This is a genomic window from Halobacillus sp. A1-3, from assembly GCF_050971765.1.
Taxonomy (GTDB): Bacteria; Bacillota; Bacilli; order Bacillales; family Halobacillaceae; genus Halobacillus; species Halobacillus mangrovi_B.
Window position 1 is genome coordinate 38,281 of record NZ_JBPCEO010000004.1, and the last position, 19,421, is coordinate 57,701.

The 19,421-nt window shown below is 41.7% G+C and carries 20 protein-coding genes and 1 pseudogene; 20 read left to right on the plus strand and 1 reads right to left on the minus strand.

What is annotated here, in order from left to right:
• The first annotated feature begins 145 nt into the window (after positions 1-145).
• The 16 genes and pseudogenes from ACRYKC_RS08030 to ACRYKC_RS08105 all read left to right on the plus strand — a co-directional run.
• The gene (locus ACRYKC_RS08030) at positions 146-1,201 is read left to right on the plus strand and encodes an aldose epimerase family protein (RefSeq protein ID WP_433806226.1); all 1,056 of its coding nucleotides are present in this window, start codon (positions 146-148) and stop codon (positions 1,199-1,201) included.
• A 216-nt stretch (positions 1,202-1,417) separates the two neighbouring features.
• On the plus strand, positions 1,418-1,960 hold the full coding sequence (pyrR, locus tag ACRYKC_RS08035; protein WP_433806227.1) for a bifunctional pyr operon transcriptional regulator/uracil phosphoribosyltransferase PyrR: 543 nt from the start codon (positions 1,418-1,420) through the stop codon (positions 1,958-1,960).
• Positions 1,961-2,296: 336 nt separating this feature from the next.
• Complete coding sequence (locus ACRYKC_RS08040; RefSeq protein WP_433806228.1) at positions 2,297-3,691, plus strand: solute carrier family 23 protein; 1,395 nt, start codon at positions 2,297-2,299, stop codon at positions 3,689-3,691.
• A gap of 199 nt (positions 3,692-3,890) precedes the next feature.
• Positions 3,891-4,787 carry an aspartate carbamoyltransferase catalytic subunit gene (locus tag ACRYKC_RS08045; protein ID WP_433806229.1) on the plus strand — a complete coding sequence of 299 codons (897 nt, stop codon included), beginning with the start codon at positions 3,891-3,893 and terminating at the stop codon, positions 4,785-4,787.
• On the plus strand, positions 4,788-6,080 hold the full coding sequence (locus ACRYKC_RS08050) for a dihydroorotase (RefSeq protein WP_433806230.1): 1,293 nt from the start codon (positions 4,788-4,790) through the stop codon (positions 6,078-6,080). It abuts the gene before it with no gap.
• Complete coding sequence (locus ACRYKC_RS08055; protein WP_433806231.1) at positions 6,061-7,170, plus strand: carbamoyl phosphate synthase small subunit; 1,110 nt, start codon at positions 6,061-6,063, stop codon at positions 7,168-7,170. The genes ACRYKC_RS08050 and ACRYKC_RS08055 overlap by 20 nt, the downstream gene beginning before the upstream one ends.
• The gene (carB, locus tag ACRYKC_RS08060) at positions 7,149-10,349 is read left to right on the plus strand and encodes a carbamoyl-phosphate synthase large subunit (protein ID WP_433806232.1); all 3,201 of its coding nucleotides are present in this window, start codon (positions 7,149-7,151) and stop codon (positions 10,347-10,349) included. The genes ACRYKC_RS08055 and carB overlap by 22 nt, the downstream gene beginning before the upstream one ends.
• Complete coding sequence (locus ACRYKC_RS08065) at positions 10,346-11,107, plus strand: dihydroorotate dehydrogenase electron transfer subunit (protein WP_433806233.1); 762 nt, start codon at positions 10,346-10,348, stop codon at positions 11,105-11,107. Before carB ends, ACRYKC_RS08065 begins: the two co-directional genes overlap by 4 nt.
• Positions 11,104-12,036, plus strand: a complete 933-nt coding sequence (locus ACRYKC_RS08070) for a dihydroorotate dehydrogenase (protein ID WP_433806234.1) — start codon at positions 11,104-11,106, stop codon at positions 12,034-12,036. The genes ACRYKC_RS08065 and ACRYKC_RS08070 overlap by 4 nt, the downstream gene beginning before the upstream one ends.
• A complete protein-coding gene (gene pyrF / locus ACRYKC_RS08075) occupies positions 12,002-12,730 on the plus strand; it encodes an orotidine-5'-phosphate decarboxylase (protein ID WP_433806235.1) in 729 nt (242 codons plus the stop codon). The genes ACRYKC_RS08070 and pyrF overlap by 35 nt, the downstream gene beginning before the upstream one ends.
• Entirely contained in the window at positions 12,663-13,325 is a 663-nt protein-coding gene (gene pyrE, locus ACRYKC_RS08080; protein ID WP_433806236.1) for an orotate phosphoribosyltransferase, read from the plus strand. The genes pyrF and pyrE overlap by 68 nt, the downstream gene beginning before the upstream one ends.
• Positions 13,326-13,364: 39 nt before the next feature.
• Positions 13,365-13,592 (plus strand): hypothetical protein, encoded by a 228-nt coding sequence (locus ACRYKC_RS08085; protein ID WP_433806237.1) that lies wholly within the window; start codon positions 13,365-13,367, stop codon positions 13,590-13,592.
• A 205-nt stretch (positions 13,593-13,797) separates the two neighbouring features.
• On the plus strand, positions 13,798-14,295 hold the full coding sequence (locus ACRYKC_RS08090; protein ID WP_433806238.1) for a GyrI-like domain-containing protein: 498 nt from the start codon (positions 13,798-13,800) through the stop codon (positions 14,293-14,295).
• A gap of 122 nt (positions 14,296-14,417) precedes the next feature.
• Complete coding sequence (locus tag ACRYKC_RS08095) at positions 14,418-14,750, plus strand: hypothetical protein (RefSeq protein ID WP_433806239.1); 333 nt, start codon at positions 14,418-14,420, stop codon at positions 14,748-14,750.
• Positions 14,751-14,806: 56 nt separating this feature from the next.
• Positions 14,807-14,995 carry a hypothetical protein gene (locus ACRYKC_RS08100; protein ID WP_433806240.1) on the plus strand — a complete coding sequence of 63 codons (189 nt, stop codon included), beginning with the start codon at positions 14,807-14,809 and terminating at the stop codon, positions 14,993-14,995.
• Between the two features lie 52 nt (positions 14,996-15,047).
• Positions 15,048-15,320: pseudogene (locus tag ACRYKC_RS08105) on the plus strand (undecaprenyl-diphosphate phosphatase); the annotation flags it as partial.
• 42 nt (positions 15,321-15,362) lie between these two features.
• On the opposite strand, the gene ACRYKC_RS08110 reads toward ACRYKC_RS08105, so the two are convergent.
• On the minus strand, positions 15,363-17,099 hold the full coding sequence (locus tag ACRYKC_RS08110) for an Rqc2 family fibronectin-binding protein (RefSeq protein ID WP_433806241.1): 1,737 nt from the start codon (positions 17,097-17,099) through the stop codon (positions 15,363-15,365).
• A 150-nt stretch (positions 17,100-17,249) separates the two neighbouring features.
• Between ACRYKC_RS08110 and ACRYKC_RS08115 the strand changes: the two genes are divergently transcribed.
• From ACRYKC_RS08115 to rpoZ, 4 genes are all read left to right on the plus strand, one after another.
• Complete coding sequence (locus ACRYKC_RS08115) at positions 17,250-18,131, plus strand: YicC/YloC family endoribonuclease (protein ID WP_433806242.1); 882 nt, start codon at positions 17,250-17,252, stop codon at positions 18,129-18,131.
• Positions 18,132-18,210: 79 nt separating this feature from the next.
• On the plus strand, positions 18,211-18,474 hold the full coding sequence (gene remA, locus ACRYKC_RS08120) for an extracellular matrix/biofilm regulator RemA (protein WP_035545527.1): 264 nt from the start codon (positions 18,211-18,213) through the stop codon (positions 18,472-18,474).
• A 13-nt stretch (positions 18,475-18,487) separates the two neighbouring features.
• The gene (gmk, locus tag ACRYKC_RS08125; protein ID WP_433806243.1) at positions 18,488-19,099 is read left to right on the plus strand and encodes a guanylate kinase; all 612 of its coding nucleotides are present in this window, start codon (positions 18,488-18,490) and stop codon (positions 19,097-19,099) included.
• 3 nt (positions 19,100-19,102) lie between these two features.
• A complete protein-coding gene (gene rpoZ, locus ACRYKC_RS08130; protein WP_085029998.1) occupies positions 19,103-19,330 on the plus strand; it encodes a DNA-directed RNA polymerase subunit omega in 228 nt (75 codons plus the stop codon).
• Positions 19,331-19,421: the final 91 nt, after the last annotated feature.

The window sequence follows — 19,421 nt, forward strand, 5'->3', positions numbered from 1 at the left end:
TGGGATGATTCCGTTACCATAGATGTAACATGGTTGTCCGGTTTTGGATCGAAACTGAGTCTATAGGGTTATTGTAATAGGAGTTCTTTTTTTATAATTACAAACCGATCATTAATGCTTTTCATGTAGCACAAGAGTAGAAAGGATGAGCAGATTGAAAATACAAAATAGCGAAGTCCAAGTCAAAGGAAATCAGACTTGGAATGTATATCGTCTTGTAAATGATCAAGGCATGTATGTCGAATTTATAAACTACGGAGGAATCATTACGGACATATCCGTTCCAGACAGAAATGGAAATAAGGAGAATGTTGTACTTGCCTTCAAAAACCATAACGATTACTTAGATAATCCTATCTATTTTGGCGCACTCATCGGTCGTGTTGCTGGCCGTATCAAACAATCTTCTTTCGAAATAAATGGACAAAATTATCAACTTGATCCTAATGAAGGCGACAACCATTTACATGGAGGGAAAAACGGTTTCCATTCAAGGATCTGGGAAGTATCTCCTTATGAGACAGAGGAAGAGGTTGGAGCAAAACTTTCGATGGTCAGTCCAGATGGTGATGGTGGATATCCTGGTCAAGTGAAGGTTGAGGTCACTTATACACTTACTAATGATAATAAGTTTATCATTTCTTATGAGGCGAGTTCGGACAAAACGACTCCTTTAACATTAACGAATCACACGTATTTTAATCTGAGTGGCAATAATAAAAGAACATTGGAAGATCAGGAACTGTGTTTAGACAGTTCGAAAATGGTAGAACTTGATAAGGAGTTAATTCCAACAGGAAAGTGGTTAGACGTTACAGATTCCCCATTTGATTTTCGGGATAAGAAAAAATTAGAAAGTGTATTTACATATGAAACTCCTCAGCAAAAAATTGCTAATGGTGGAATGGACCATTTCTTTAAGTTTGATAAACACCGTGAAGTAGATGTTTATTTGGAAGATCCGAAGTCTGGAAGGACATTGAGTATAGAGACAGACCAGCCAGGTATTGTTATCTATACGTCTAATAGCTTTCCTGAGGGAATAGAATTAGCTGAGGGGAAACCGAAGAAACATGCGGGCTTATGCTTTGAAACGCAAAGTTCTCCGGCTTCCTTGCATGAAGTGGGCTTTCCAAATATTATCCTAGATAAGGAACAGTCTTACTCAAAGCGAACGATTTTTACATTTGGCATTCAATGAATTGAAATTAACCATTGACAAATTTCGATCTGTTTGTCATAATCTAACGTAGAATTAAATAGTCCTTTAAGAGCAGTCCTGTGAGGCTGGAAAGGTAACGGAATATACATGTGAGACATGTATCTAAAACCCCTTTTCTGCCTCTGTGTAGAAAAGGGGTTTTTAGTACCCTTAATTAAAAGGACAAAGTCAACAGCAGAATGGAGGTCCCCGATTATGAAAGCCAAAGCAACCGTTTTAGATGATGCAGCGATTCGGAGAGCGTTAACAAGAATCTCCCATGAAATTATTGAAAAAAATAAGGGAGTGGAAGATCTAGTCCTTGTCGGGATTAAAACAAGAGGTGTACCGATCGCTCAGCGTCTTAAGGAAAAAATTCAGGAAATAGAGAGTTTTGATATTCCTGGAGGGGAGCTTGACATCACTTTGTATCGGGATGATTTAACTCCGAAGCAGAACCAAGCAGAACCAGAAATTAAAGAAACAAATATTCAGACTGATATTGATGGGAAAAAAGTAATCTTAGTTGATGATGTTCTATACACTGGTCGAACGGTGCGTGCCGCAATGGACGCCTTAATTGATCATGGCAGACCTGCTCAGATACAGCTTGCTGTCCTCGTAGATCGTGGTCACAGGGAGCTTCCGATACGAGCAGATTTTGTTGGTAAAAACGTACCTACTTCTCACGATGAAGTTGTGACCGTGACTCTATCAGAAACTGATCAAGCCGATGAAGTGAAAATTTATGAAAAATAAATGAGTTGCAACCTTTAAAAGAAGTCCCGTGAGGCTTAGAAGGTTCGTATGGAAGCAACGTGTACTGTAAACACGTCTACCTCTTTGCGTACCTTTTGAGCGCAAAGAGTTTTTTTTGTGTAGAAAAGCGGAGGCGAGTGTTCAGCGACGTACGGACTGGACTGAGCTGGAGGAGATAAAGGAAACACGAAGAACGAAGTGATTCGATGTTGACTTATCGTACAGAAGCGAGGGAAGTCTCGCTAGTCGCTATGAGCCAGAGCTAGACAAGGAAAAGCGGAGGCGAGTGTTCAGCAGGAAGAAGAATAACAATCATGACTTTAGGAGGAATTAAGGATGAATCAACATAAAGCAGCCCTTGATGTTAATGAAGTACCAAAAATGCATAAATGGTTGACACTAAGCTTGCAGCACTTGTTCGCCATGTTTGGAGCAACCATTCTCGTTCCATTTTTGACAGGACTTTCACCAGCGGTCGCACTCGTATCAAGCGGGTTCGGTACGCTTGCTTATATACTAATCACGAGAGGGAAGATACCAGCCTATCTCGGATCTAGCTTTGCTTTTATCGCTCCAATTATAGAAGTTTCGAAATCGAGTGGAGTTGCCGGAGCCATGGTTGGAAGTTTCCTGACCGGTCTTGTGTATGGCCTCGTTGCTCTTCTTATCTCCATGTTCGGTACTAAATGGTTAATGAAGTTATTACCACCAATTGTTGTGGGACCTGTCATTATCGTTATCGGTCTCGGCCTCGCATCAACCGCAGTGGATATGGCTATGTACCTGCCAGGACAAGAAGGAAATGTGTATAGTGGCACGCATCTGATGGTTGCCTTAGTGACTTTAGCTATAACTATCATTGCATCGATCTTCTTCCGAGGGTTTTTCTCACTAGTACCGATTCTGTTCGGAATTGTTGGGGGTTACATTTTCGCGATGACCCAGGGAATTGTCGACACGAGTGGGATTCAAGAAGAATGGGCAGCCATTACTTCAGCTGGTTCGATTGGTGGAGTACTTGCTGCAATTTTCCAAGCACCAGACTTTGTTGTGCCTTTCGTTGATTTCTCTCCATTTGAAGTTATCAGCTGGGAAATAGCAGCCCTTATGATTCCGTTCGCGCTTGTAACCATTACAGAGCACACAGGAGATCAGATGGTACTTTCAAAAGTTGTAGGAAAAAACTTCTTAAAAGAACCAGGACTGAACCGTTCTATCCTAGGAGACGGAGTCGCTACGATGATTGCTTCTTTCTTAGGCGGACCACCGAATACAACCTACGGTGAGAACATCGGTGTACTAGCCATAACAAGAGTATACAGCGTATTTGTCATCGGAGGAGCGGCAGTGGTCGCCATCGTGTTCGGTTTTGTCGGCATGATTACAGCAGTTATTAGTTCGATTCCTACTGCAGTAATGGGCGGAGTTTCCATCCTACTCTTCGGAATTATCGCTTCCAGCGGGCTGCGTATGCTTATAGACAACCAAATTGATTTTGGCGAGAAACGAAACTTGATTATTTCATCTGTTATCCTTGTCATCGGTGTTGGAGGAGCATTCGTCCAAGTAAATGAAGACATTCAAATCGCAGGCATGGCGCTTGCCGCCATTATCGGTGTCCTTCTGAATCTAATCCTTCCTGGAAAAGAAAAAGGTGAAGGAAACGGAAAGATGTTCGAAGCACCAAAAGAAGAAACAGAGAATCAACAAAGAAAAAATGGAGTCGCATAGCGAAACCAGCACACGTTTTAAATGAGTCCCGTGAGGCTCACAAAGGTGTACTAGGGTTTGGCTCGCTTGTCATGCGAGCAAAGCACCCCCAGCACACCTGGGGGTGCTTTTTTCATACCCGGCACCACAATTACAGAAGAGGCTACCAGGTACCGAATATAAAAATTGCGTACCTGTCCCACAAAAAGGAGAGATGACCATGAATTTGATTAGCTCGAGAAAACATTTACTTTCCATGAAGCACTTATCAAACGAAGATATTTATCAGTTGTTTTCCATGGTTAAGGAAATAGAAAAAGGCAATGGAACCTCACCTTTTCAAGGGCGCTTTGCGGCAAACTTATTCCTTGAACCCAGTACAAGAACTAAAAGCAGTTTCCATATTGCTGAAAAGAGACTTGGTATGGAGGTTCTTTCTTTGGATGGCATGGATTCAAGCATTACCAAAGGAGAAAGTCTATACGATACTTTGAAAACTCTTGAAGCAATTGGGGTTGAACTGGCAGTTGTCCGCCAATCAGAAGTCGGTTTGCTGAATAGTTGTGCGGAAGACCTTAACCTCTCTCTAATTAATGCAGGAGATGGTTGTGGAGAACACCCGACTCAATCCCTGCTTGATTTATACACAATCCATGAGCAGTTTGCTCGTTTTCAAGGTTTGAATGTTGCGATTGCTGGAGACTTAAAGCATAGCAGGGTTGCTAGATCAAATGCTCATGCCTTGAACCAATTAGGAGCAAATGTCTCTTTTGTAACAAAGCCAGAGTGGCAGGATCACTCTCTCACTACCAATTACATAACGATGGACGAGGCGGTCGATCGTTGTGATGTGTTGATGCTATTACGCATTCAGCATGAAAGGCACGATCAAACGATGTCATCCACGTCCTATTTGGAACAATTTGGACTAACGAAGGAGCGTGAAGCTCGCATGAAAGACCACGCTATTATCCTTCACCCTGCACCAGTCAATCGTGGTGTGGAAATTGATAGTGAATTAGTTGAATCTAGTAAATCAAGGATTTTCAGGCAAATGACCAATGGTGTAACAGTGAGGATGGCTGTCATCCAAGCACTTATGAAAGGGGAGCTGTAAATGAGTAAAAAAATTATAAACGCTAAGCGAATTGTAAGCGGATCTTATGAGAAATGTGAGGTTCTGATTTCACAAGGTGAAATCTCTAAGGTTGCAGATACAATTGATCAACATGCTGATCACACGATAGATGCTAAAGGTCTACTGCTTCTACCGGGTCTGGTGGATGTCCATGTTCACCTAAGAGAGCCAGGTGGAGAAGCGAAAGAAACCATTGAAACTGGAACGAAAGCGGCGGCAAAAGGAGGTTTCACAACTGTATGTGCAATGCCGAATACACGCCCGGTTCCTGACTCCCCTGAAACATTAACAGCATTATTAGAAAAAATTAACTTAGATGCAAGCGTAAGAGTTCTTCCTTACGCCTCGATTACGACAAGGCAGCTTGGTAAAGAGATTGTCGACATGGAAGCTTTAAGTGATCTTGGAGCATTTGCTTTTACAGATGATGGAGTCGGTGTGCAAACGGCGGGAAAAATGTTTGAAGCCATGAAGCAGGCAAGCCGGTTAAATAAGGCAATTGTAGCTCATTGTGAAGACAATTCACTCGTTTACGGTGGGGTTTCACACCAGGGAGAGGTCAGTGAGCGTCTGGGTCTGCCAGGAATTCCAAACGTGGCCGAATCTGTGCAAATCGCTCGTGACGTGCTTTTAGCTGAAGCAGCAGACTGCCATTACCATGTCTGCCACGTTTCTACAAAAGAGTCTGTTAGAGTCATAAGAGACGCAAAACGAGCTGGAATCAAAGTAACCGCTGAAGTGACACCGCATCATATTTTACTCAATGAAACAGATGTAAAAGAAGACGATGCACTCTTCAAAATGAATCCACCGCTTCGTTCAAAAGAAGATCAAAAAGCGTTAATTGAAGGCTTGCATGATGGAACAATCGATTTTATTGCGACTGATCATGCTCCCCATACTGAGGAAGAAAAGCAGCAAGGGTTCCGGTATTCTCCATTTGGAATTACAGGTTTGGAAACAGCTTTTCCGCTTTTATATACGCATATGGTCGAAACCGGATTGGCTACAATGAAAGACTTAGTAGAATGGCTGACAGTCAAGCCTGCAGAAGCATTTTCACTCCCTTATGGGTGTTTAGAAGAAGGGAGCCCAGCTGATTTGACCATTGTAGACTTAGACTCAGAAAAAGAAGTAGATCGACATCAACTGGTTTCAAAAGGAAAGAACAGCCCTTTTCATGGACGGAATTTGAAAGGATGGCCAGTTATGACGCTAGTAAATGGAGAAATCGTATTTGAGGAGGCTAAACATGAAACAGCTCGTTCTTGAGGATGGCACGGTGTTTAAAGGTGAAGGGTTTGGAAGTGACAGGGAAACAATTGGAGAGGTCGTATTCAACACAGGAATGACAGGATATCAAGAAGTTATTTCTGATCCTTCCTACTGTGGACAGCTCGTAACCTTCACATATCCATTGGTCGGAAATTATGGAATCAATCGCGATGATTTTGAAACGGTCAATCCTGCTATTTTAGGTGTCATTGTAAAAGAGCATTGCGAGTTTCCTTCGAATTTTAGAAATGAGGAAACATTGGACTCCTTTCTAAAAGCGAAAAAAATCCCTGGAATTAGCGGAATTGATACAAGAAAGCTAACTAAAATCATTCGTGAGTATGGAACGATGAAAGCGATGATAACTTCAGTAGATCGATCTGTGGAAGAAGTGCTGAGAATCCTTGAGGATACTCCTCTTGCAACCGATCAAGTAAAGCAAGTGTCAACGGTAAAACCTTATGTAGTACCAGGTCGAGGATACCGCATCGTGCTTGTGGATTATGGTATGAAACATGGAATATTAAGAGAGTTTACGAAAAGAAACTGTCACGTAACCGTTGTACCGTATAATACATCTGCAGAAGAAATTGAGCGTTTGAAACCAGATGGGGTCATGCTCTCTAATGGCCCAGGAGATCCAAAAAGTGTACCAGAAGCGATCCAGACTATCCGTGACCTGATTGGTGCAATTCCGGTGTTCGGTATTTGTCTCGGTCACCAGCTTATTGCTCTTGCAGCCGGTGCAGATACTTCTAAAATGAAATTCGGACATCGAGGGGCGAATCAGCCTGTGAAGGATCTGCGGACAGGAAGAACTTTCATTACATCTCAAAATCATGGGTATGCCGTTGATCAAGAGTCCCTGGAATCTACTAAACTACGACTTACTCAATTTTCGTTGAACGACGAAACAGTTGAAGGGCTTGAACACGCCCTGCACCCTGTGTTTTCGGTACAGTATCACCCGGAAAGCTCACCGGGACCTGAAGATACCTCACATCTGTTTGATGAGTTTTTACAGCGTATTAAAGATGCACAAGGAACGAAGAAGGAGGACTCCACATGCCTAAGCGTACAGATATAAAGAAAATTCTAGTGATCGGATCAGGACCGATCGTCATCGGACAGGCAGCAGAATTTGACTATTCTGGTACTCAAGCTTGCCAATCCTTGAAAGAAGAAGGGTACGAGGTTATTTTAGCCAACTCAAACCCAGCAACGATCATGACGGATCATACGTTTGCTGATCAGGTCTATATGGAGCCGCTCACACTTGATTTTATGAGTAAAATCATTCGAAAAGAAAAGCCGGATGCGATACTGCCTACGCTTGGAGGACAGACAGGACTTAACATGGCGGTAGAGCTCAGTGAATCAGGTATTCTTGAACAATACAAGGTGGAGCTTCTTGGTACTCCTCTCGATGCAATTGAACAGGCGGAAGACCGTGAAAAATTCCGAGCTCTTATGCATCAAATGAATCAACCTGTACCAGAAAGTGAAATCGTCAGTTCAGTGGATGCGGCAGTTAACTTCGCAGAAGACATCGGTTATCCAGTTATTGTTCGTCCTGCCTACACGATGGGCGGTGCTGGAGGAGGCATGTGTGATAACGAAGCTGAACTGAGAGAAACAGCTCGAAACGGATTGTCTATGTCACCAGTCAGCCAGTGTCTTATTGAGAAAAATATCGCAGGCTTTAAAGAGATCGAGTATGAAGTTATGCGTGATAGCAACGATAACAAAATAGTCGTTTGTAACATGGAAAACTTTGACCCAGTTGGTATTCATACAGGGGACTCGATCGTTGTAGCTCCATCCCAGACGCTTAGTGACAGGGAATATCAAATGCTTCGAAATGCCTCATTAGACATCATCGGTGCATTAAATATCGAAGGCGGCTGTAATGTTCAACTTGCTCTTGACCCGCACAGCTTTCAGTACTACATCATTGAGGTAAACCCAAGGGTCAGCCGTTCTTCTGCTTTAGCATCAAAAGCAACCGGCTATCCGATTGCCAAACTGGCTGCGAAAATTTCAATTGGCATGACGCTGGATGAAATCAAAAATCCAATTACAGGGACGACTTACGCTTGCTTCGAACCAGCTCTAGATTATGTGGTAACAAAAATTCCTCGCTGGCCATTTGATAAATTCGCCAAAGGAAATCGCAGACTAGGTACGCAAATGAAGGCGACAGGGGAAGTCATGTCAATCGGACGTACGTTGGAAGAGTCGCTGTTAAAAGGAGTTCGCTCTTTAGAAGGCGTAACAGAAGACCTTTACCTTCCATCGATTATTAAATTATCGGATGATGAACTGCAAACAAGAATGAAGCGAGCGGATGATGAGCGGATCTTTATATTGGCTGAAGCTTTAAGAAGAAAATATTCGTTAGAGACTATTCATGAGATCACAGGCATCGACTTTTTCTTCCTTTACAAAATGAAACGAATTATAGATCTTGAAGAATCACTTACAAAAGATGGGCTCACGACAGATCTCTTAGAAAAGGTGAAAAAGGTTGGATTTTCTGATCAGCAGATTGCCAGGGTGACAGATAAAACGGTTGAAGAAGTGCTCGACATACGACGTGAACATAATATCCGCCCTGTTTACAAGATGGTGGATACGTGTGCAGGAGAGTTCGCTTCTGAGACGCCATATTTTTATAGCAGCTATGAAGAAGAAAATGAATCTGTTCAGTCTACGAATAAGAAAGTACTCGTCATCGGTTCCGGACCGATTCGTATAGGGCAAGGAGTCGAATTCGACTATGCAACCGTCCATTCTGTGCTTGCATTAAAAGAGATGGGCTACGAAGCAATTATCATGAACAATAATCCAGAAACGGTTTCCACAGACTTCAGTGTTTCAGATAAGCTTTATTTTGAACCACTCACGTTAGAAGACGTCATGAATGTCATCGACCTGGAACAGCCGGAAGGCGTGATTGTACAGTTTGGCGGTCAGACTGCGATTAACCTTGTAGAAGATTTGAGCCGTCAAGGTGTACAAATCCTTGGAACAACTATGGATGCAATCAATCAGACAGAAGATCGTGATTTGTTTGAACAATTGCTGAACAAACTTGAAATCGCCAAGCCAGGTGGGGAAAGTGTAACGAGTGAAGAAGAAGCTTTTGCTGCTGCTGAGAAAGTTGGATATCCAGTTGTTGTCCGTCCGTCTTATGTGCTTGGTGGACGAGCAATGGCGATTGTCTACTCTGAAGCTGAACTTGAGTCTTATTTAGAAAACAACGTAACTGTGCATAATGGTCATCCGATCTTAGTTGATAAATACATGACAGGTATGGAGATCGAAGTAGATGCGATCTCAGATGGTGAAGATGTCTTCATCCCTGGAATTATGGAGCACATTGAACGTGCCGGCGTGCACTCTGGAGATTCCATGGCTGTATATCCGACTCAGCGTTTATCTAAGGAACTGGAGCAGCAGTGTATCGACGCAACGACGAAAATCGCACGAGAACTCAACATGAAAGGATTAATTAATATTCAATTCGTCGTTCATGATGGAATAGCGTATGTCCTTGAGGTCAATCCAAGAGCAAGTCGTACGGTTCCATTTTTAAGTAAAATCACTGGCGTTCCTATGGCAAGACTTGCTACCTATGTCATCCTTGGGAATCGTTTGAAAGAATATGGCTATTCATCCGGTGTAGCACAAAAGCCAAATGGAGTTTACGTAAAAGTGCCCGTCTTCTCTTTCGAAAAACTACGTAGTGTTGATACGACGCTCGGACCAGAGATGAAGTCCACAGGAGAAGTAATTGGATACGATGAAACGCTGGAAAAAGCCTTATACAAAGGAATGACATCTGCAGGACTGAAGATCCCTACTCATGGATCTGTCCTTTTAACAGTGGCTGACAAAGATAAAAATGAAATGCTTTCGATAGCCGAAACATTCTACGAACTAGGATTCCAGCTATTCGCAACAGAAGGGACAGCATCCGTTATCGCAGAAGCGAACATTCCAGTAGAAGCGGTAGGCAAAGTCGGTTCTTCACAACGAGATGTGATCGATTTGATTCAAAATGGTGATGTGCAAGTAGTTGTCAACACACTTAATAAAGGAATGAGAGCAAGGTCTGACGGTTTCCGTATCAGAAGAGAAGCTGTAGAGCACGGTATTGCCTGCTTAACGAGCCTTGATACCGCACGAACTATTGTAGACGTCATTAATGCAATGTCCTTTAGCGCACGTGCCATTACACCAGTGGAAAGGGTGACGTCATGAGACGCGAATGGATGACGATCATCGAGCACCAAGAAATTGCAAAACAAACTTACCGTCTCGTCCTAGAGGGCGAGATGGTCTGTGATGTCTCAGAGCCTGGACAGTTCGTGCATATTCAAATAAGTAAAGATTATTATTTGCGTCGTCCAGTTTCCATCTCTGACATTGATATGGAAAACAAAACAATGACTCTATTATATAAAGTAATGGGAAAAGGTACGGATGCGATGACAGAAAAGAAAGTCGCTGAAAAAGTTGATGTCCTTGGACCCGGGGGGCAAGGATTTCCTATTAATAAGATCAACACAAAGCAAGCTTTACTTGTTGGAGGAGGTATTGGAGTTCCTCCTCTCTATTATTTAGCCAAGCAGCTAGAGAAAGATGGTGTACAAGTAACGAGTATTCTTGGATTCCAATCTGCTGAAGAAGCTTTTCTAGTTGATGAGTTCGAATCCATTGGAGACGTATATGTGACTACAAATGATGGCACCTTAGGTCATCAAGGGTTAGTGACTGATCTTTTTCCTCATGTAAAAGGAAGATTTGATACGTACTTTACTTGCGGTCCGACTGTTATGTTAAAAGCAGTAGCAAGTGAACTTTCCGATGTTCCTGGCTACATCTCAATGGAAGAACGTATGGGTTGTGGAATCGGGGCATGTTTTGCCTGTGTTGTGCCTTCTAATGATGAAAAGGGTTATAGAAGAATTTGTTGCGATGGTCCTGTTTTTGATGCGAAGGAGGTCGTGCTTTCATGACCCTTTACCAAACTTTACCGGGACTATCCTTGAAAAATCCAATTATGCCCGCTTCTGGTTGCTTCGGCTTTGGAAAAGAGTTCACACAGTTTTATAACTTGTCCGCCCTTGGCGCTGTTATCATGAAAGCCGCTACAGGTGAAAAGCGGTTTGGAAATGGTACCCCGAGGGTTGCTGAAACTTCAAGCGGCATGCTGAATGCGATCGGATTGCAGAACCCTGGCGTGGACTCAATCATAAAGGACGAGATCCCGTTTTTACAAGAATACGACATGCCGATTATTGCCAATGTAGCTGGAAGTACCGTAGAAGAGTATGTACAAGTAGCGGAAAAAATTTCTCATCATGTGAATGCTCTTGAATTAAACATCTCCTGTCCAAACGTAAAAGAGGGAGGCGTGCAATTTGGTACGGATCCTTTACTTGCTGAAGAGGTAACTAAAAAGGTTGTTGAAGCAAGTGTTGTTCCTGTCTATGTAAAGCTATCCCCAAATGTCACAGATATCGTGTCGATGGCAAAAGCCGTTCAGGCAGGAGGTGCGCATGGCTTGACGATGATCAATACGTTGACAGGCATGCGTATTGACCCTGCAACGAGAAAACCGATTATTTCAAACCTAACAGGCGGATTATCAGGAGCTGCGATCAAGCCTGTGGCTATTCGCATGATACATCAGGTGTATAAGGAGGTAGACCTGCCGATCATCGGAATGGGCGGTATCGAAACTGCAGAGGATGTTATTGAATTCTTACTCGCTGGGGCAAGTGCAGTTGCAATCGGAAGTGCAAATTTCAAAAATCCGTTGATCTGCAAAGAGATCATTGATGAATTGCCTGGCACATTGAAAAAATTCGGCTTCCATTCTATCGAGGAAGTCATTGGAGGTGCGCATCATGAACCGTCTCGAGCCGGTGTATTTCGCACTTGATTTTGAAACAGGAAAAGAAGCAATGGAATTTTTGAAAAACCATCATCTCCGTGGCATTCCAGTCAAAGTGGGAATGGAGCTTTTTTACCGCGAAGGTCCTGGAATGATCCATCAGTTGAAAGAAGCAGGCCATTCCATCTTTCTTGATTTGAAGTTACATGACATTCCAGAAACAGTAAGGCGCTCTATGCGTAATCTCGCCAAATTGAAGGTGGATGTCGTCAACGTCCATGCTCAAGGAGGCGGAATGATGATGAATGCCGCAAGAAGAGGGCTTGAGGAAGGATCACCAGAGAAGCGACCTTTACTATTAGCTGTAACGATGCTCACCTCTACAGATCAAACAATGATTGAAAAAGAACTATTACTCGATCGCCCATTAAGTGAGGTAGTAGAGCATTATGGTGAGCTTGCAGAGAAAAATGGCGTAGACGGCGTTGTATGCTCTGTTGAAGAGGCACAATTGATCAAGGAATACACAAACCTTTATGCTTTGACTCCTGGCATACGACTTGAAGGTGGCGTTAAGCATGACCAAAAGCGTGTCGCTACGCCTGCAGTCGCGATGGAGAAAGGGAGTGATTCCATCGTTGTAGGACGTGCAATAAGGGAAGCGGATGATCCTCATGCCGTTTACCAACAAATCAAGGAGGAATTTCACCGTGACTTCCAACATAATACAAGACTTAATTAAAATCGGAGCAGTCAAAATTGAAACAGAGGACTTGTTTACGTGGACCTCAGGATTACGTTCTCCGATTTACTGTGATAATCGGCTGACAATGTCTTATCCTGAGATCCGTCGTCGTATTGCCGATGCGTTTGTAGAAAAAATCCAGAAGCTTGAGACGCCAGTTGATGTAATCGCTGGATGTGCGACTGCAGGAATCCCTCATGCGGCCTGGGTAGCAGAAAAGTTGGACCTGCCAATGGTTTACGTACGTTCATCAGCAAAAAAACATGGAAAAGGCAACCAGATTGAAGGAAAGATCGAAGCTGGGCAGCGTGTGGTGGTCATTGAGGACTTAATTTCAACCGGGAAGTCCTCGATTCAAGCTGCCGATGCCTTAAAAGCAGAAGGTGTTGTAGTCATTGAAGTGTTATCCATCTTTACGTACGGTCTTCAAAAAGCAACAGATGCTTTTACTGAAAAAGGGTTGACGTATAACTCAATTGCAAGCTACGAAGAGCTTTTGGAACAATTAGTAAACGACAACCTAATGGATGAAAATGAGAGAGAACGTATGGCTCAATGGCGGAATGACCCTTATATTTTTACAAACTCTTAAACTACCAGACAGTTGCTATTTAAAGCCCTTACTTGTACGATGGAATCATCAGAAAGTATTGGTGATGTCGATGACAATGAAATCCAGAAAACATTCCTTTTTTATTTTAATGAATGCCTCCCTTGGACTTTTAACTTGTTTTGTTTATTTATATACATGGGTGGCTTTTTCTTTCATGGAGTCGATGTGGTCGTGGGAACCGCTTCTCAGTTTAATTGGCTCGCTTACTTTATTCATATTGTGGAATATTTATATGCTAAGGAATGAAAGGAACAGGTATTGGGCACAGGCCGTTTTTTCCTATCTAGGGTCAATCGCTATTTTCGCATACTTTTTAACGTAGTTCGTGAAACCGTGATGGAGATCTCCATTACGGTTTTTCTCATTTGTAACTTTATTTGATGCAGGCAGGGTTTCCTGAATTCTTAACGAACTAATCATAAATATAAATTTTTAAAAAGGAAGTGGTGTAGTGACTGATTTGAATAAAGAGATTGTTTTGCTTCCAACTTATCGTGCAATCGGGCTAAAGTGGGAAGGGCCATATGAGGAGGTACCCGAGTTAAAGAAAAAAATTGACCGAATGAGTAAGAGAATAGATGAGATAGACGCCATCGACCCTGATATCCAACTAGGATTATCTTATCATCTGCGCCCTGATGGGTTCGTCCATTTTTCAAGTTATGAAGTGAATGAAGATCATCCAATCCCTGAAGGAATGGTAGACATTACGGTTCCTGAGTTGACTTACTTGAAGGTACACTATCGTAAAAATCAAAATATCGGAGAAACATACGACAAGATCTATAGATGGATTATGGAAAGTGATTATAAGCCTTATGAAGAAGCTGATAGAACTTATTACGATCCGCTTCCTATTAAGCATGAGCGCTATCCAAAAGATCGTGAATTTGATAACCCACACTTTGATATATTTATTCCAATAACAAAACAAGGTCAACGAAGCTGAAGACTCACAGGGTCTTCAGTTTTTAGATTAACGGATCTTCTACATTAGTTAATTTAGCGGTAATAAAGGTGCTAGGATTTCCTAATAGTTGATATAATAGGGAAAGGAAGGAGGGAAAAGAGTTGGACAAATTTAGGCTGGCTCTATTATTGACTGCCCTATTTGTGTTTGTAAATCAACTAGATCCTAGTGAGCGAAGAAATGAGCAGGCTACTGAGTTCACTTTTACTTCTTCAGGTATCGTTATTTCTGACCAAGCATTTCTTCCCTTCCATCCATTTGTCACAAAGGAAAAGAGGTATCCGTATTTAGCGCTTACCGCTCTGTTCCTCCTATTCTTATTAATAAATATGTACAATCAAAAACCCCAAGTTCGCTGGATTGCGTATTTTGCGTCTCGGAGGTTTATGATTCAAAGAAAATTCCACTCAAAATATTTATGGTCTTCCTCATAACGAATGTACCAAGGTCACAAACAAAATTAAATTCGTATTGAGGAGATAAAGATTACATGAGAGTTGACAAATTTAAAGATGAGATTGAATCATTTACCATGTCGATTTTTATTATTCTGGTTCTGCTTGGTGGAATCTACTTGTCTGGTAGGATCGCTGGGGTTCACTGGGAAGAATACTGGCTTGATTTCTCATGGACGATGTTTAATAGTGAGGAGATAAAACAAATGGTAAAAATAAAATAAGAGAGGGTGGTCTATATGCCCTTCCTCTATCATTCATATGATAAAGGTAGCAGGTGTTATGTTTAGCATGAGTCATCGCTCTGCTGCTCATTTTACCTTCATCATGGCTGTTCCGATTATGCTTGGGGCAAGCTGCTTGTCTCTTTACAAGAACTTTGAATTCTTTTCACTGAACGCACTTCCATTATTTTCCGCTGGATTCATAAGTGCGTTTATCTTTGCTTTTCTATCAATTCAGTTTTTTTTGAAGCTTATCAATAAAATAAAGCTTATTCCTTTTGCGATTTACCGTTTAATCTTAGTAGGCGTAATTTACATGCTCTAAATTTAAAAAAGTCAGATAACCTGCAAGTAAAAAGCCGTGACCCTAAGAGTCACGGCTTTTTTCCTTAGCTAGTTGTTTTAATTTCTTAACATAAGATGATTCAGGTGTTACAAACAAAGTTTGTTGGTGATCATAAATAACGTATCCTGGCTTTGCTCCTGATGGCTTCTTCACATGTTTGATCTGGGTGTAATCGACAGGAACGGTGGAAGACTTACTAGATTTACTAAAATTGGCTGCCAATTGAGCTGCCTCAAATAGTGTATCTTCAGAAGGGTTTTCACCCCGAATGACGACGTGAGACCCTGGGATGTCTTTGGCGTGTAGCCAAATGTCCGATTTATTGGCCATGCGATTTGTCAGATATTCATTTTGCTTATTATTTCTTCCTACAAAAATAGGGGTACCATCAGTTGATAAGAAACTTTCAGGTGACGGTTTTGCAGGTTTGTTCTTTTTCTTGTTCGAAGAGGAAGTTTTTTTCTTCAAATAACCCTGTTCACGTAGCTCTTCTCTGATTTCTTCGATATCCTGTTCTCGAGCAGATTCAACTTGTTGAATAAGTCTTTCAAAATATTGAATCTCATCTTCCGCTTTTTTAATTTCCTGTTGGACCACTTGCTTAGACTTTTTCAGCTTTTGATAGGTTTGGAAATAGCTTTGAGCGTTTTCACTTGGAGTTTTATTCGGGTTCAGTTCAATCGTCCTTTCTGCTTGGTTAGGATCGTAATAATCTACGACCTTTACTTCGCTATCCCCGTTTTTAACCATATGCATATGAGCGGTCAACAGTTCGCCAAGGCGCTGATATTCTTCTGCTGATTCTGATTTTTTCAGTGTATGGTGGTGCTTCTTGATTTTCCGAATATTTTTATCTCGTTCGTTTTTCATAAAACGGTAGAGATCTCCGGCTTGCTGTTTAACACGATCTCGTTCTGCTTTTCCTGAGTAGTAGGCGTCTAGCATGGCACTGACGCTATCAAATTCCTCTGCTTCGTCAGAGAAGTCATGGAGCGGCAGAACATGAAACTGTTCCCGAACTCCAAAATGTACTTTTGGTTGATAATCATGGGTTATGATTCGCTCCCGTAGTTGATCATAAGCTTTTTTATAAGCTTCGGTTCCTCCAAGCTTGGCTTGATAGGCAATTTCCTTTGTGATCATTGGGGAGAATCCCATGACAATTCCAAGGATTTGTTTATCCATCTTTCCAGCATTAAAATCCAGTTTTTTAATCAGAGATTCTGGCTCCAAATCTATAGGGCTTATTTTTCCTTGTTCTGGAGGAAGTTTGTAAGGCTGTCCTGGCATGATCGTGCGATGGCGATTTTGAGAAGGGGGCAAGTGTTTGATGCTGTCTAAAATATGCCCTTGTTCTTCATCGACCAAAAGGATGTTCGAGTGTTTCCCCATCACCTCGATTATTAACGTTTTTACCGTTTCATCCCCGATTTCATTCCTGCTCCGTATATGGAACTTGACGATCCGTTCCATTTCCACTTGTTCAATTTTCTCAACAAAACCTCCGACGAGATGTTTACGTAATAGCATACAGAGCATAGGAGGCTCTTTAGGGTTAGAGTACTGGTCATTGGTTAAATGAAACCGAGCATAACTCGAGTGCGCAGACAGTAAAAGGGTGTGATTTTTCCTTTGTGCCCTTACTGTGAAAATTAGTTCCGTATCTGTAGGTTGATAAATTTTCATAACTCTTCCGGACTGTATTGTCCTGTTTAATTCATTCGTAATCGCTCTAGTTACAATTCCATCAAAAGACATAGCGTTCACCTCTCTAATTCTTCAGTATAGCATGATTTTCTTCTGAATCTCTAAATATATGATTAAATATCGTCAATGATTCGCATTACGTTTGAGTATTTTGGTAAAATTAGATAGGCGATTCTAAATGATAGTTGGATGTGATGATATATGGTTAAAAGTATGACAGGTTATGGGAAAAAGAGTATTGAAGTCGCAGAAACTCGTCTTCATGTTGAGATTCGTTCTGTTAACCACCGTTTTTTGGACATTTCCGCAAAAATGCCGCGGAATCTTATGTTCATAGAAGAAAAATTAAAACGTAAAATTCGAGAAGTTCTTTCACGAGGGCGGATTGATTTATTTATAACTGTTGAAGGACAAAGCATATTCGAAAAGAAAGTAGATGTGGACTGGAGAATTTTAGATCAATACGTAGAAAAACTGAAGCAAATTAAGGCTCACTACGATTTGACTGAACATATATCTATTGATATGGTTACCAAGTTAGAGAATGTGTTTTCGGTCCAGGAGATCGAAGAGAATACAAATGAATTACAGGAAGCACTAACGTCTTCTATTGAGGAAGCGTTAAATCGCTTGATTGTTATGAGAACGGCAGAGGGCGAGCGTCTTAAAAGTGACTTGCATCAAAGAATTACAAAGGTAAGCTCACTCTTGGAGAAGCTGGAAGCACGCAGACCTTATGTAGTAGAAGAATATAAAGAGCGAATCCGTGCAAGGATCGAAGAATATACCAAAGAAGAAATCCAACCAGATGATACGAGAATTTTACAAGAGGTAGGCCTGCTTGCTGAAAAAGGGGATGTGACCGAAGAATTTACTCGTATGCATTCTCATTTATCTCAGTTCTCCAAGATCCTGACGCTGGAAGAACCTATCGGCCGCCGTCTTGATTTCATCGTACAGGAAATGCATAGGGAAGTGAATACGATTGGATCTAAATCCAATGATGCAAAGCTTACCGAGTGGGTCGTAGATTTAAAGAATGAAATCGAGAAAATGAAAGAACAAGTCCAAAATATTGAATAACAATTGTGTTTACCGCTAGTTTTTTCATATAATAGAGGTAGTCATTTTAAGGTTTCGTATGAAGAAGGAGGAGACAGCTTTGAGTTTAAAATTAATTAATATCGGCTTTGGTAATGTGGTTTCAGCAAACCGGATTATTTCGATCGTTTCTCCGGAATCCGCTCCAATCAAACGTATCATTACCGTTGCACGTGACAATAATAAATTAGTAGATGCTACATACGGACGCCGTACACGTGCGGTCATTGTGACCGACAGCGACCATGTCGTTTTATCCGCTGTTCAACCTGAAACAGTCGGTCAACGCGTGATCAATAACGACGAGATTTCAGACGAAAACTAGGAGGGCCTTTGCTGTGATAGATGAGAAAGGAATTTTATTTATTCTTTCCGGACCTTCGGGTGTTGGGAAAGGTACAGTGCGAAAGGCGCTATTTGATCAATCGACAGACTTGCGCTATTCCATATCTATGACTACGCGTGAGCCGCGTGAGGGCGAGGTGGATGGAGTAGATTATTTTTTCAAAAGCCGAGATGAATTCGAAAAATTGATCAGTGAAGGGCAGCTGATCGAACATGCCGAATACGTTGGTAATTATTATGGAACACCAAGACAATATGTCGAACAAACTTTGGATCAAGGAAAAGATGTATTCCTTGAGATCGAGGTACAGGGTGCATTGAAAGTCCGCGAGAACTTTCCTCAGGGCGTTTTTATCTTCTTGATTCCACCTTCTTTGGAAGAATTGAAAGACCGCATTGTCAATCGAGGAACGGAAACAGAAGAAAAAGTGAAAAATCGATTGCTCGCGGCAAAAGAAGAAATCGATATGATGGATGCCTATGATTACGTTGTTGTTAATGATGAAATTAATCATGCCGTTAAGAAGGTACAATCCATTGTGTCAAGTGAACATTGCAAACGTGAACGTGTAGCCAATCAATATAAAAAAGCATTGGAGGAATAAGTTATGATGTTAGAACCATCCATTGATTCATTACAGAAGCAGATCAAATCCAAGTACACTCTTGTAACTTTGTCAGCTAGAAGGGCACGTGAACTGAAACAAGGAAGTGCTCCGATGATTGATAATCCGACTTCTCATCAGCAAGTCGGAGTGGCACTTGAGGAAATCCGTGATGGGAAACTGAATTTCACGTATTCCGATGAAATCCAGTCTCGTACTGAAACGACATAATTCACGCAAGAGCCGCGCTATTACACCTAATTAGCGCGGTTTTTCTTATCAATTGCTCTAAGTTTTAGAAAATGGTTCAATCATAATTCGG